Source organism: Parasphingorhabdus sp. W113, from assembly GCF_055693205.1.
The window spans coordinates 2,590,214-2,604,528 of record NZ_CM146328.1; the positions used below are offsets into that span (position 1 = coordinate 2,590,214).

General features: G+C 58.0%; 12 protein-coding genes and 1 pseudogene. 11 read left to right on the plus strand and 2 right to left on the minus strand.

The window, feature by feature from the left end; genetic code table 11:
- Positions 1-83 precede the first annotated feature (83 nt).
- Both ACZ1GS_RS12495 and ACZ1GS_RS12500 read left to right on the plus strand, forming a co-directional pair.
- Positions 84-842: an OmpA family protein gene (locus ACZ1GS_RS12495; protein ID WP_472695512.1), complete on the plus strand. Its 759-nt coding sequence runs from the start codon at positions 84-86 to the stop codon at positions 840-842.
- Between the two features lie 158 nt (positions 843-1,000).
- Entirely contained in the window at positions 1,001-1,636 is a 636-nt protein-coding gene (locus ACZ1GS_RS12500) for a hypothetical protein (RefSeq protein WP_472695513.1), read from the plus strand.
- A gap of 3 nt (positions 1,637-1,639) precedes the next feature.
- Here ACZ1GS_RS12500 and ACZ1GS_RS12505 read toward each other — a convergent pair.
- Positions 1,640-2,951, minus strand: a pseudogene (locus ACZ1GS_RS12505) (hemolysin family protein).
- 206 nt (positions 2,952-3,157) lie between these two features.
- On the opposite strand from ACZ1GS_RS12505, the gene ACZ1GS_RS12510 reads away from it, so the two are divergent.
- The 4 genes from ACZ1GS_RS12510 to ACZ1GS_RS12525 all read left to right on the plus strand — a co-directional run bounded on the left by ACZ1GS_RS12510 (position 3,158) and on the right by ACZ1GS_RS12525 (position 7,192).
- Positions 3,158-3,838 (plus strand): YiaD family glycine zipper/OmpA-like lipoprotein, encoded by a 681-nt coding sequence (locus tag ACZ1GS_RS12510; RefSeq protein ID WP_472695514.1) that lies wholly within the window; start codon positions 3,158-3,160, stop codon positions 3,836-3,838.
- Positions 3,839-3,921: 83 nt separating this feature from the next.
- On the plus strand, positions 3,922-4,689 hold the full coding sequence (locus tag ACZ1GS_RS12515) for an SDR family NAD(P)-dependent oxidoreductase (protein WP_472695515.1): 768 nt from the start codon (positions 3,922-3,924) through the stop codon (positions 4,687-4,689).
- A gap of 197 nt (positions 4,690-4,886) precedes the next feature.
- Positions 4,887-5,507 (plus strand): PEPxxWA-CTERM sorting domain-containing protein, encoded by a 621-nt coding sequence (locus tag ACZ1GS_RS12520; protein ID WP_472695516.1) that lies wholly within the window; start codon positions 4,887-4,889, stop codon positions 5,505-5,507.
- 188 nt (positions 5,508-5,695) lie between these two features.
- Entirely contained in the window at positions 5,696-7,192 is a 1,497-nt protein-coding gene (locus tag ACZ1GS_RS12525; protein ID WP_472695517.1) for an erythromycin esterase family protein, read from the plus strand.
- 12 nt (positions 7,193-7,204) lie between these two features.
- On the opposite strand, the gene ACZ1GS_RS12530 is transcribed toward ACZ1GS_RS12525, so the two are convergent.
- Entirely contained in the window at positions 7,205-8,437 is a 1,233-nt protein-coding gene (locus ACZ1GS_RS12530) for a UbiH/UbiF/VisC/COQ6 family ubiquinone biosynthesis hydroxylase (protein ID WP_472695518.1), read from the minus strand.
- A gap of 171 nt (positions 8,438-8,608) precedes the next feature.
- Between ACZ1GS_RS12530 and ACZ1GS_RS12535 the strand changes: the two genes are divergently transcribed.
- The 5 genes from ACZ1GS_RS12535 to ACZ1GS_RS12555 all read left to right on the plus strand — a co-directional run bounded on the left by ACZ1GS_RS12535 (position 8,609) and on the right by ACZ1GS_RS12555 (position 14,300).
- Positions 8,609-10,915: a DNA translocase FtsK gene (locus ACZ1GS_RS12535; protein WP_472695519.1), complete on the plus strand. Its 2,307-nt coding sequence runs from the start codon at positions 8,609-8,611 to the stop codon at positions 10,913-10,915.
- 94 nt (positions 10,916-11,009) lie between these two features.
- Positions 11,010-11,639, plus strand: coding sequence for a LolA family protein (locus tag ACZ1GS_RS12540; protein WP_472695520.1), 630 nt, complete (start codon positions 11,010-11,012; stop codon positions 11,637-11,639).
- 299 nt (positions 11,640-11,938) lie between these two features.
- Positions 11,939-12,733 (plus strand): exodeoxyribonuclease III, encoded by a 795-nt coding sequence (gene xth, locus ACZ1GS_RS12545; protein ID WP_472695521.1) that lies wholly within the window; start codon positions 11,939-11,941, stop codon positions 12,731-12,733.
- Between the two features lie 50 nt (positions 12,734-12,783).
- Entirely contained in the window at positions 12,784-13,797 is a 1,014-nt protein-coding gene (ribA, locus tag ACZ1GS_RS12550; protein WP_472698132.1) for a GTP cyclohydrolase II, read from the plus strand.
- Positions 13,794-14,300 (plus strand): L,D-transpeptidase family protein, encoded by a 507-nt coding sequence (locus ACZ1GS_RS12555; protein WP_472695522.1) that lies wholly within the window; start codon positions 13,794-13,796, stop codon positions 14,298-14,300. Before ribA ends, ACZ1GS_RS12555 begins: the two co-directional genes overlap by 4 nt.
- Positions 14,301-14,315: the final 15 nt, after the last annotated feature.

The window sequence follows — 14,315 nt, forward strand, 5'->3', positions numbered from 1 at the left end:
TGGGCAACTGGACTCGTCGTTGGTTTTCCTTCATTTTGATTGATCATCCGAATGAGAACATGAATTGAGATAGGGGTTCCGCAATGGAAATTGGGGGTAAGATATTCACCGGCGCTATAGTGACAGCGCTTGTCGCCATCGTCGGCCATATGGCAACGGCCGATGGCTTTATATCGAACTTGGAATCGACCGCTCAAAAAGAAATGGCTGCCCAGGGCATTGATGGCGTGTCGGCGTCCTTTTCCAACGGGAGCCTTTCCCGTTCGGCCATTCTGGACGGCGACGTATCCGATGAGATCAAGCAGAAAGCGCTGGCGACTGTGGCCGGCATTCCCGGAGTGAGCGGCGCGCGCTGGGCCGGTGAAAAGCCTGTAGCCAATGCCGATACGGCGGCCGCCACGGAAAAGGGCGCGGCCGGCAGCGATCCGGCGGTGACCCAGTGCCAGTCCGCCGTCGATAGCGCGGTGGGGGACCAGAAACTCAGCTTCCGTTCCGGCAGCGCCTATATTTCCCCGGCTTCAAACAAGATTCTCGACCAGGTGGCCGCAGCGCTGAAACCCTGTTCCGAGCTGGGTGTCGCCATTGGCGGACATACCGACGGGGCGGGCAATGCTCAGGTCAACAAAATCCTCTCGCAAGAGCGGGCGGACCGCGTGCGCGCCGGATTGATCGAACGGGGTATTGCTGAAAATCTTGTCACCGCAACCGGATATGGTGCCGAACAACCGCTCAATCCGGCCACCGGCCCGGAAGCGGCTGCACAGAACAGACGGATAGAATTTAAAATACAGCCAGCGGCTACGTTAAATAAAAATGATGCGGAATCGCAACAGGGGGAATGATCCATGCCTTTATTAGTCGAAAATCTATTGCTCCTGATGGTAACTTTTGCAATTGGCCTTGGCATCGGATGGTTTATCTGGGGCCGGGATCGCGAAGAGCTGTAAGAGCGCGCAACCGCATCACCATTCCACTGAAGTGAATATAGGGGTTTTACGTCATGATTTCGCTGATTTCCGCCAATTGGCTGCTATTGGTTGCCGCCTTTTTGATCGGCATTGCGACCGCGTTCTGGGCGTGGGCAGCATCCGGCAGAGACAGCACCGCCGGACAGTTTGACGCCAATGATGGCTTGCTTGAAAAAGCCAGCGATGCGGTCGTTCCCGAACCAGTCACACCAGCCCCGGCGCCCGCGCCGGCACCAGAGCCGGTTAAAGTGGCACCGGTAGCCGCCGCAGCAGCAGCCGCGCCTGCTGCGAAAGCGAAACCGGCGCCCGCAGTTAAGCCCGAACCCAAGGTTACGCCAGCCCCCCAACCGCGCAAGAAGCCAGCGGTGGCACCGGCACCAGCCGCGCCGGCTCCGGAGGGGAAACCGAATATTGCCGAAGCAGTAGGCGACCCCGATAATCTTCGCCTGATCAAGGGCGTCGGTCCGAAACTGAACACGCTTCTCAACAATCTTGGCATCACGCGTTTTGACCAGATCGCCGCCTGGAAAGAAGCGGAAATTCAGGAAGTTGATCGCTATCTGGAAAGCTTCAGCGGGCGGATCACGCGCGATGCCTGGATCGATCAGGCCAAATATCTTGCCAAGGATGATATTGCCGGCTTTGAAAAGAAATATGGTAAACTTTAAGCCTTAGTCGGCTGCCGCAGGTTCGATTTCACGCACGATCAGCTTGTCGATCTTGCGGCCGTCCATGTCGATAATTTCGAACAGCCAGTTCTGGTCCTCGAAATGCTCGCCTTCTTCGGGGAGATGGCGCAGCTGCCCCAGCGCGTGGCCGGCGACGGTCGCATAGTCGCGGTCATCGGGAAGCTTGATCCCCAGACGATCGGCCAGCGCATCGATCGACATGGCACCGGATACCAGGAAGCTCCCATCTGCGCGCTCGATCAGGCTGCGCTGGGTCTTCTCATCCTGGTCCGAGACAAATTCGCCGGCAATCGAACTCAGCAGATCATTCGGCGTGACGATCCCTTCAAAATGCCCATATTCGTCATGGACAAGCACCATCGGCACTTCAGCTTCCCGCAGAATTTCCAGCGCATCGAGCGCATCAAGCTGATCAGGTACTTTTTCCAGCGGTCGCAGCAGCGCGCTTAGATCCAGAGTTTCCCCGCTCAATTGTGCGGCAACAATATCCCGCGCCTGCACCACGCCTTTAATCTCGTCGACCGAGATCCTCGGCAACCGGAATACGGCTGTGCGGTGATTCGATCAGCATGGCGTGGATATCTTCAGTGGTCGCGGAAATATCGAGCCAATCAACTTCGGTCCGCGGTGTCATCACCTCCCGGATCGGCCGATCCGCCATCCGCACCACCCCGGCAATCACCGCCCGCTCATGCTCTTCGATAACGCCCGATCGAGTGGCTTCGGCGAACACCATTTGCAGTTCATCTGCGGTGACATGACTCGACTGGTTGCGTTTCAGGCGCAACAGGCGGAAAATCAGCGCGCTGGTGCCGTCCAGCAGCCACACCAGCGGCGCGGCAATGCGGGCGAGCAAATCCATCGGTGGTGCCATGATGACCGCTATTTTTTCCGATGAACGCAGAGCAAATTGCTTGGGCACCAGTTCACCGATCACCAGGGACGCATATGTGGTCAAGCCGATCACCAGGGCAAAGCCGATGCTTGCGGACAAATCGGGCGCCATGCCCAGCGCGGCCAGCCGCTCCGCGACCGGTCCGCCGAGACTCGCCCCCGAAAAAGCGCCGGCAATGATACCGATCAGCGTGATCCCGATTTGTACGGTCGACAGAAACTTGCCGGGGTCCGCCGCGAGGCGCAATGCGATCTTTGCGCCGCGGCTGCCTTTTTCGGCGGCCGAGTGCAAGGAGGCCTTGCGCGCAGAGACGATGGCGAGTTCGGACATTGCGAACACGCCATTGATCAGCACCAGAATTACGATGATAACGACATCAAACCAGGGAAAGGGTGTCATAATATCCAATAGAGAAACCGCGCCGCAGCAAAGCAACCCTATAGCCACATGTTTTACAAAATATCAAATACCCTGTCAGACCCGGTTCATAATTTCCGGTTCATCTGGGATCCGTTATAGGAATTTATCGAAATTTTTCAGGGCCTGCGCCGCGCAATGCGACAAAATGCGTTTGACGCTGGCCTACAGAATAGAGGGAATAGACTATGTTGAAACGAAACGGATTTCTAACCGCCTTGTCGCTCAGCGCCGTGATGGTGGCGAGCGGCTGCACGACCAATCCTGAAACCGGCAATCGCGTGCTTTCCAAGGCGGCGATCGGCGGCATTGGCGGCGCTTTGGGCGGCTATTTGCTAGGCGACATTATCGGCGGTCGCAACGACCGGACCGCCAAGATCCTTGGCGCAGGCCTTGGTGGCCTGGCCGGCGCCGGCGTCGGCTATTATATGGACGAGCAGGAGAAGAAACTGCGGCAGCAAACCGCCGGGACCGGTATTGACGTGACCCGCGATGGCGACAATCTGATCCTCAACATGCCGTCCAATGTCACCTTCCCGGTCAACAGCGCTGCCATCCAACCGGAGTTTCAGCAAACCCTGGCCACGGTCTCGGATACGCTTTCGCAATATGAGAAAAGCTATATTGACATCTACGGACATACGGACAGCACCGGAAGCGACCAATATAACCAGTCGCTTTCCGAGCGCCGCGCCACTTCGGTTGCCAATTTCCTTAGCAATAGCGGCGTTCAGCAGGCACGGATCGAAACCCGCGGCTATGGCGAAAGCCAGCCGGTTGCCAGCAACAGCACCGAGGAAGGGCGCGCCGCCAATCGCCGGGTCGAACTGAAGATCGTGCCGATCACCGAACAGGATTTGCGCGGATAATATCGCCCATCGGCAGTAACTGCTTGCAATGAGCACAAATTCTCGGGCATCCCCTGTTGGTTACCAGCAGAGGATGCCCGACCATGACGACGCCCCAATTTTCAATCGACCTGAGCGGTCATACCGCCATTGTGACCGGCGCATCGTCCGGCTTTGGCCACCGCTTTGCAAAAGTCCTCGCGGCCTGCGGGGCGAAGGTAGCCTGCACCGCAAGACGCCGGGAAAAGCTCGACAGGCTGGTCAGTGAGATCGAAGCGGACGGCGGCACTGCGCAGGCCTTTGATCTGGATGTCAGAGACGCAGATCAGCTGGTCGCAATCGTGCCTGCGGTGACGGAATCGCTCGGACAACCGGACATATTGATCAATAATGCGGGCATTCCCGATGCCAAAAGGGCGGTCGCGATGACCCCCGATTTCGTGGACAATATGATCGATACCAATTTGCGCAGCGCCTATATTCTGTCCAACGAAGTCGCACGCCCGCTGATCGACGCCAAAAAACCCGGTCGCATCGTCAATATCGCATCGACCTTGGCCTATCATTATGATGGCAATGGCGCGGCTCTGTACTCCACCACGAAAGCCGGTCTGGCCAGAATGACGGAAGCGCTGGCAGTGGAATGGTCGCGCTTCTTCATCAATGTCAATGCGATTGCTCCCGGCGCCTTTTCCACCGAAATGATGGATGGAATGGTCGAAAGAATGGGCGATATTTCGCAACATTTTCCGCGCAAGCGCATGTGCCAGACCGCACAGATGGACAGCACTTTGCTGTTCCTGGTTTCACCCTCTTCCGAAGCGGTTACCGGAACCATTATCAAAGTGGATGACGGCCAAGGCCCCCGATAGTTTCGATCAGCCCGTAACCGGTTTTTTCTGGTCATTTCAGATGTAAATACTTGCAAGCGAAACCGTCCCGATCATGGACATTCGCAGGGATGTGACGCATTGTCTTTGTGTCTGCAACCCGGATGGTTTACCGGCTGTTCAGGGTCTTTATGACGAACCGCCTGTTGCGTGTTCGAGTAGCAAATCAGGGATTTATCATGCGTATCAAAACATCACTTCTGGCGGCAACCGCATTCGGCTTGAGCGTCGCTCCGGCACAGGCTGCCATGGTCATCACCCAAGGGCCGATCGGGGTCATCAATGCGAATGACACGCTGATCTGTGATGGCGTGACCGATTGCGGCGGCGCCTTGACCGGCAGCTTTATCAATTTCTCATCCAGCCAGGGCAATGCCGCAGCACTGCCCGGCAACAGCACATCACAGATCGCCATTCTCGGGGGCGGCAGCGCTTCGCTAGCGGTAAACCAGCTGGTTTCCGGCTTCTCGCTCGATTGGGGCAGCGTCGACACCTATAACAGCCTGAACGTCTTTACCGATTCAGGCAATTTCACGATCACCGGCAACGATCTGCCGCCGGCCAATGGCGACCAGAGTTCCTTCGGCACCAATTTCCGGTTCAACCTCCAGTTTGATGCACCAACCCAGTTGCAGTCGCTGGAGTTTCTGAGTGGCCGCAATTCGTTTGAATTTGACAATGTTTCCATTGCGGCGGTTCCCGAACCGGCGACCTGGGCATTCATGATCCTCGGATTTGGCGCCATTGGCGGCGCGCTGCGGCGGACCCGCAAGACGAACACCACTGTCCGCTACGCCTGAATCGACCGATAAGTTCTAGAAACCCCGCCAGAGCGATCTGGCGGGTTTTCTTATGCCTGCCATGAGCGCGGGTTTGTGGTGGCCAGCCTCGCCCATTTTCCTAAACGACTGAAACCTATTGAATTTTCGAAAAAAATCTGGTGCTATGGTGCTTTCCAATCGTCTAGCCGGGCCCAGACATCTTTCCCATGAAAACCACCTTGTCATTGCTGAACAAATGTCTCGCATCGGCTGCCATGAGCGTGATGCTGATGAGTTGCGGCGGAGGGGGCGGCAACAATCCGACGCCGCCCGTTCAACTGCCCACGCCCCCGACGCCAACGCCTGCTCCGACACCGACACCAGCACCAACACCAACGGGCGGCTCGCCAGATTTGACCCAGGACAAGCTGCTCTCCGATGCCGAATTGCAGACGCCTGCGCTTTCCCGGCCACCGGTCAACCTGCAGATTTATACCGACTGGCTGGCCAGCAATCACCAACCGATCCGTTCCGTCACCTATGACCGCGACTTTTCCGACCTGCGCTTTTTGGCCGGACTGATCGGTGACAAAACCATCGTCCAGCTCGGCGAAAGTTCGCACGGCACCCGTGAATTTAACCAGGTCAAAACGCGACTGATCAAATATCTGCACCAGGAAATGGGCTTTTCCGTGGTCGCGTTCGAAAGCGGATTTTTCGATGGCTTCCAGGCCGACCGCGGTCGCTCAATCGCGGACCCCAACCGATTGATGCGCTTTTTATTCCCGGTTTGGCATACCGATGAGGTGTTCGAGCTGTTCCGCTATATTCAGGAAAGCCAGTCGACCAGCAACCCGCTGCGCATCGCCGGCTTCGACACCCAGGTCAGTTCGAGCTTTTTCAACGAAGTCTATCCGTTTATCGACGCGCTTCCGTCGACAACGGGGGTCTCCGCAACGCAAAAAATCGCGTTGCGCAACGCGTTGACCAACTATCAGGACATGCAGATCGATTTTTCCCGACAGAGCTGCTTCAGCCAACAAAATGCCACTTGCGACCAGATCGTATCCGAAGCCGATTCGATACGCGCCGCGCTGGTTCAAAGCCGTAGTGAACTGCTCGCATTGGGGTCTGCGGATCGCGATGTAAAAATTCTGTATATCACGGCTTTTGCGGCGATCGGACAAATTGACAACAGCCTCGCATCCTATCGCACCCGGGACACCGGAAACGTGCGCGACGAGGCGATGGCCGATATCTTCCAGCAGCTGCGATCGGAGCTGTTCCCGGGTGAGAAGATCGTGATCTGGGCACATAACCGCCACGTGGCCCTGGGACAGAGTCCGACCCAACCGATTGACAGCATTTCCAACTATCCCAGCGTCCCGATGGGTTTTCATCTGCGTGCGGCGTTTCCGGATGATCTCTATACGATCGGACTATATATGCTGCGCGGCGCGACGGCCGATAATGGCGGGACATCTATTCCGGTTTCGATTCCCCGCGACAACAGCCTGGAAGCGATCGCCTATTCCATTCGCAAGGCGGCCCTGTTTGTCGACACGTCAGCCAGCCAGACGCGCGAAGACGGAAATGATTTCATTTTTGAACGGACCGAAGCCTTTTATTGGGGCGGCGCGTTTGGACAATATTCGATTATTCCGAGTGATCAGTATGACGGCATCCTGTTCATCGATCGATCAACGGTACCGGCATATCGCTAGACCTGCGAACGGCTAAACCAAGTCACCCATTAACAGTTTCGGCAGATCACCGCTTTCGCCTCGCGCTTCCGCCATAAACTGGGCCTTGAGCGGCGGAATGCGCTGCACCAGACCGATTCCGAACCGGCGGATAGCGGATGACGTGTCCCCAGGCAGGCCAAACAGGCGCGTAAGAATGTCGGTCGCGGCCGATACCATCAGATTGTCGAGACCCCGCCAACGATCATAGCGCGCCAATATCTGTGCATCACCAAGATCGAGCCCGGTGCGTGCGCCATCGACCAGACATTCCGTCAGTGCTGCCACATCCCGAAGACCGAGGTTCAGGCCCTGCCCTGCAATGGGATGAATACCGTGCCCGGCATCGCCAACCAGCGCCAACCGCTGCGCGGTCAGATCGGCGCTGTGGTGAAAGCCCAGCGGATAGGTAGAGCGGTCAGAAAGCACCGTCATACCGCCTAGAAATCCGCCGGTTTTTTTCATCAGTTCCGCGGCAAAGGCACGCCCGTTGATCCGCGCCAGCGCCGGACCATCTTCTCTCGCCACCGTCCAGACAACGGCCGATCGATGCCGCCCATCGCTATCATCGCGCATCGGCAGAACCGCAAACGGTCCGCTGGGATAGAATATCTCATAAGCCGTATCTGCGTGGGATTGCTCATGGGCGACCGTGCAGATAATCGCGCTATGTTCATATTGCCAGCGCGCCATTGTGATCCCGGCGGCCTCGCGCATGGCACTGCCGCGTCCGTCGGCCGCGATCATCAGCGGCGCGGCCAAATGCGCTCCGCTCTCGAGCGTGATCGAAACACCATGGTCATCGCGCTGATGACTGGTCATCGATGCCGGCATATGCACCGTAATCTGGTCTTCTGCCTGGGCGGCTTCGAACAAGGTCCGCCGCAGCAGCGCATTCTCGACCATCATGCCGAGCGGGCCGTCTTCGCTATCGGGGGCAAAATCAAGCTTGCCGGGTTTCAGACCATCATTGATGACAATCTTGGCGATCGGACAGCCCTGGGGGCGGAGCGCATCGGCTATGCCAATCGCTTCGTACATCGCCCAGCTCGCGCTGTTGATCGCCGAAACCCGTGCGTCGGTTCCGGGTGCGAGCAACATCTCGGGCTCGGCCCGGTCTATCACTGCGACCCGCAGGCCATGGGCGGCCAGAGTCAGGGCCTGGGTCAGACCGATCAGGCCAGCGCCCAATATCAGCACATCATGCTTTTCGCTCGCTTGGCTCATCAACCCGCCTTTCCATTCGCTGTTCGCTCTAAAGATAGGCAGCGGCGGGGCCAAAGGAAAGGATTTTCGGGGAAGAAAGCGTGACAAAACTTGACGGCGACTCCCCGATTCGCGCAAAGGAAGAGAAGAGAGTTAATGGTCAGCCGGTTGGTCTGGCCGCGGGAGTAGATTATGGCCGGTAAAGCAAAGCAATCCCATTGGCGCGACGTGATGCGGCAAAGCTTGCTGCGCAGCGGCGCCCTGATCGGAGCGGTGGCACTGACAGTGACGACCGGCTTTCTGTTTCTCGCGCTGGTCAGCTATTCGCCGAGCGATCCGTCCTTCAACACCGCCGCCGGCAGTGTTGATCACAACTGGATGGGCGCGCCAGGCGCCTATATTTCGGATCTGTTGCTTTCCTTGCTGGGTGTACCGGTCGCCCTGTTCCTCCCCCTGATCCTGATCCTCGCCCACCGATTGTGGCGTGACATCCCCCAGGAAGAGTGGAAAAAACAGCTCTTCTGGTGCCTGGTTGCAGCGCTGTTGCTGGGTGTCGGTCTGTCACTCTGGTTCGCGGACAGCCAGGCCGACCTTCCCTCCGGCTGGGGCGGTCTGACCGGATTATTGTCTGCCAAGGCGATTGGCGCTGGCTTGAACAGCCTGTCGAACAGCTGGAGCGGCTTGATTTCGGGATTGCTGGTTGCCGTGACCATGACCAGTGGACTGGTGATCGGTTATCTCAGCCTGCGCCTCGACCGGCCGCTATTCGCCATGCCGCAGATCAAATTGCCCAAATTCGCTGCGCGTGAGGAAGATAGCGGACTGGTCATCGAAACCGGTGACGAAGAGACGCCAGTGAAAGCGAAGAAAGCACCGGCGCCGCGAAAGGCGGTCAAACCGGATAATCGCCCGCCACCGGAGATTAGCGATCGCACGTTGCCGCCCAAAAAAGCCAATTTGTCGAGCGGCAAGCAGGGCGATTTCTTTGGCCCCTATTCGCTGCCCTCGATCGATCTGCTGACGCCGCGCCCCGAAGAAGCCAATAATGTCATCGACAAGGCCGGGCTGGAACGCAATGCGCGGTTGCTGGAGTCGGTGCTCGATGATTTCCATGTGAAGGGCACGATCAATGCGGTGCGGCCCGGCCCCGTCGTCACCATGTACGAGCTCGAACCCGCTCCCGGCATCAAGGCCAGTCGGGTCATCCAGCTCGCTGAGGACATCGCCCGCAACATGTCGGCGCTCTCCGCCCGTGTCGCCGCTATTCCCGGCCGCACCGTGATGGGCATCGAATTGCCGAATGTGCAGCGCGAATCGGTCGTGCTGCACGAGATGATCGGCAGCGACAGCTTCAATGACCAAAGCGGACAATTGCCGATCATTCTCGGCAAGAATATCTCGGGCGATCCGGTCATTGCCGACCTCGCGCCGATGCCCCACTTGCTGATCGCGGGGACCACCGGCTCGGGTAAGTCGGTGGGTCTCAACTGCATGATCGTGTCGCTGCTCTATCGTCTGACGCCGGATCAGTGCAAGATGATCATGATCGATCCGAAGATGCTCGAGCTGAGCACCTATGATGATATCCCACATCTGCTGTCGCCGGTCGTGACCGAACCCGCCAAAGCGGTCCGTGCGCTCAAATGGGCGGTCGAGCAGATGGAAGAACGCTACCGGATGATGTCGTCCATTTCGGTGCGCAATCTTGCAAATTATAACGAGAAAGTGAAAGCCGCCAAAGCCAAGGGCAACCCGCTCGGCCGCAAGGTTCAGACCGGATATGACCCCGAAACCTCGCGCCCGATCTATGAAGAAGAGCAGCTCGATTATGAAGTGCTGCCGCAGATTGTGATCATCGTCGACGAGCTCGCGGACCTGATGATGACCGCCGGCAAGGAAGTCGAATTCCTGATCCAGCGGCTCGCGCAAAAGGCCCGCGCCGCCGGCATCCATCTGATCATGGCCACCCAGCGCCCCTCGGTGGATGTCATCACCGGCGTGATCAAGGCCAATCTGCCGACACGCATCAGCTTCCACGTCACCTCGAAAATCGATTCGCGAACCATTCTTGGCGAGCAGGGCGCGGAACAGCTGCTCGGCAAGGGCGATATGCTTTATATGCCCGGCGGCAAACAGTTGACCCGTGTTCATGGTCCTTTTGTTTCTGATGACGAAGTCCGCATGGTCGCCGATCATTGGCGCTCGCAGGGATCACCGGAATATATTCAGGCGGTGACCGAAGAACCGGAAGATGGCGGCTATGCGCTTGATGGGGCCGATCTGTCTGACAGCAAGGAAGACCGGCAATATGCCCAGGCCTGCCAGATCGTGTTCGAAGGCCAGAAAGTGTCGACCAGCTGGCTCCAGCGCCAGATGCGGATCGGCTATAACACCGCAGCGCGAATCATCGACCGGATGGAGGAAGATGAATTTATCAGCCCACCCAATCATATTGGCCGGAGGGAAGTGTTGCGGGATCAAAATGGCGAGATTCGCTGAGCTGCGGGGCAAAAGGGCCGGCGGGCCATGCAATTCAGCTTTGGTTCAATCCCTCTGATGCAGACAGACGCATGATTTATCAGGAGTTTTCAAGATGTTGAAATATGCCGCCGCCCTTGTCGCCCTGCCGCTAGCGGTAACCGCCAGTGTCCCGGCGACGGCGCAACAGAGCCCAAGCGACAATCTGGACAAGATTTCAGCGCATCTGCGCGCAATGACGACAATGACGGCCAATTTTACCCAGACCGATCGCAGTGGCAGGATTCTCCCAGGGAAACTGACACTCAAACAACCCGGACGCATTCGCTTTCAATATGGCAAGGAGGCAGATCTGTTGATTGTCGGCAACGGAAAGTCGCTGACGATGATCGATTACGAGGTGAATCAGGTCCAGCGCTGGCCGATCAGGAACAGCCCGCTTGGCGCGCTGCTCAACCCCGAACGGGACCTGTCCAAATATGGAAAAATGATCGCAACGCGCAATCCCAACGTGCTCAGCGTCGAAGTCCGCGACCCGAAACGCCCAGAATACGGCGTTATTACGATGGTCTTCACCAAAGTACCCAGCGCGCCGGCCGGATTGCGGCTGGATGGCTGGGTATCGCTGGATTCGAAAAACAACCGCACCTCGATCCGGCTTTCGGATCAGAAATTCGGCGTCTCGGTACCCAATAGCACGTTCAATTGGACCGATCCCCGTCGAAAACGTCGCGGAGGGCGATGAACGGAGGCGCGGCCTCGACCAGCGGATGCGCTAACAGGTTTTGTTCATCTAAGCGACAGAAACGCGGTTCTATAAGGAATACAGGATGCGAAGAGGCGGTCAGGTTTTCCCCCTGTTACCTGACTTTACAAATCTCGGAACATTCTAAGCGTGACGAACGCGAGTTAGCCCCCACCTCCTAAATGCCCCCGGAGGTGGGGGTTTTTCGTTCAAAATCATAATCTTGAATATTCTTCCCATAGTGAAAATTTCTTGGCTTGGGGCTTGGGTTTCGGCCCTAGCATGGCTAGGACATGGGCATGACAGACACTCTGAAGATAGTAAGCTGGAACATTAACAGCGTCCGTGCGCGACTCGAGATCGTCGAGCGATTCTTGCGGGAAGAGGCCCCCGATGTCCTTTGTCTGCAGGAAACCAAGGTTCGCGATGACCAGTTTCCCGAAGGAATTTTCCGCCAATTGGGCTATAATCACCTGGTTCTGAACGGCCAGCCGATGCACCATGGCGTGGCCATGATCAGCCGCGTCCCGCTGCACAAGGAAGAGCGATTCGATTGGCAGGCCAATGGCGAAGCCCGCCATGTTGGCGCTCGGCTTGAAAATGGGGTGCGGATCGAAAATGTCTATATCCCCGCCGGTGGGGAAGTTGCGGATCGCGAGGTCAATCCGAAATTTGGCCAGAAGCTGGATTTCTATCAGCGCATGACCGACTGGTCCGCCGCGCTCGACACGCCGACAATCCTACTCGGCGATTTCAATGTCGCCCCGCTGGAATCCGACGTCTGGAGCCACAAGCAGCTGATCAACGTGGTCAGCCACACGCAAATCGAGATTGATACACTGGCGAAAATGCAGGAAGCGCATGGCTGGGTTGATATTGGCCGCAAGATGATCCCGGCTCCCGAGCGGCTCTATACCTGGTGGAGCTATCGCGCACGCGACTGGCGGGCATCGGATAAAGGACGCCGGCTGGATCATGTCTGGGTCAGCCCCGAGCTGGAGAACAAGGCCACCAGCCATGTCGTGCATGAGGACAGTCGCGGCTGGGCCAAGCCATCGGACCACGCACCACTGATCACGGAATTCAAATTTTGAACGCAGCGGCCCGATCGGGCGCCCGGCGCGCGGCGAGGGCCATTGATGCCATGCGTCGTGGCTGGCCGATAACCATTGACGCCGACGACCACGCCCTCACCCTGTTGCCGATTGAAACCGCCGATATTGACGCTGCCCTCCCGGATCAGGCGCCGATCAACCTGCTGATCTCGGCCAGCCGGGCGGACACGCTGAAATTGCTCAATCAACGCGCGGCGGCTGACCCGGCCCTGCCAGTTCAGATCATACTCACGCCGCCGGTCAGCGCGGCCGAGATTTATGCGATCATCGATCCGGTAAAGGACATGGAATATCCCCTGAAGGGCCCGTTTCGGAGCACGGAACTGAGCAATGCACAGGCCGCGAAGGCCGCGATGGAACTGGCCCGCCATGCCGGCATGTTGCCAGCCTTTCTGGTGGTCGAAGGCCCCGCAGAAGATCGCGTCGCAGCCAGTGACGTCGACGACTATGCCGATTCCGACAATCTCATCATCAGCGCCCATGCGCGTTTGCCGGTGGCCGCGAACAGCAAGGCCCATATCTATGGCTTTCGCAGCGACGCCGATGCCACCGATCATATTGCGCTGGTCGTCGGGGAACGGGATGGCACCACGCCGGTTGCCCGCTTGCATAGCGAATGTCTGACCGGCGATGTTCTCGGCAGCCTGAAATGTGATTGTGGACCGCAACTGCATGCGGCGCTGGGACAAATGAGCGAATCCAATTGGGGCATATTGCTCTATCTCCGTCAGGAAGGGCGCGGGATCGGTCTGATCAACAAGCTTCGCGCCTATGCCTTGCAGGATCAGGGATTTGATACGGTGGACGCGAACGAGCGGCTTGGTTTCGCGATCGACGCAAGAGATTTCTCGATCGCCGCGCGGATGCTCGATCTGCTCAATGTCCCGGCGATCCAGCTGATGACCAACAATCCCGAAAAAGTGGCCGGGCTCGAGGCATGCGGGATCACCGTGACCGATCGCATGCCGGTCAAGATTGCGGCCAATCCGTACAACGAATTCTACCTCGATACGAAGCGGGATCGCACCGGACACAAGCTTTGACCATCCTGACGGTGGACAGCGCCACACGCTGCCTCACCTTCGAAGAGGAACGGATGGACTGCGCGCTGGGGCGCGCGGGCGTTTGCCCCGCTGCTGACAAACAGGAAGGGGATGGCCATACACCGCTGGGCGAATGGCCCATGCGAGCGGTCTTGTTCCGTCCCGGCCGCAGCGCACCACCCCCTGGCCTGCAATTGCCCTGGCGATGGATCGGATCATCGGATGGCTGGTCGGATGATCCCCGCGACCCCCAGTATAATCGTCCGGTGCGATTGCCGCACCGCTACAGCGCGGAGGCGCTGATCCGGGACGATCCGCTCTATGATATCATTGTCATTTTTGGCCACAACGACGCTCCACCGGAGCCGGGCAAAGGAAGTGCCGTTTTTTTCCATATCTGGCGGTCAGCAAAGCCTACGGAAGGGTGTGTGGCGATTGCGCGGCGCGATATGGATCGCCTACTGCCTCAACTGACGACCGGGGATCGCATGCGGATCAGCTGATCATTGCGGCAGATC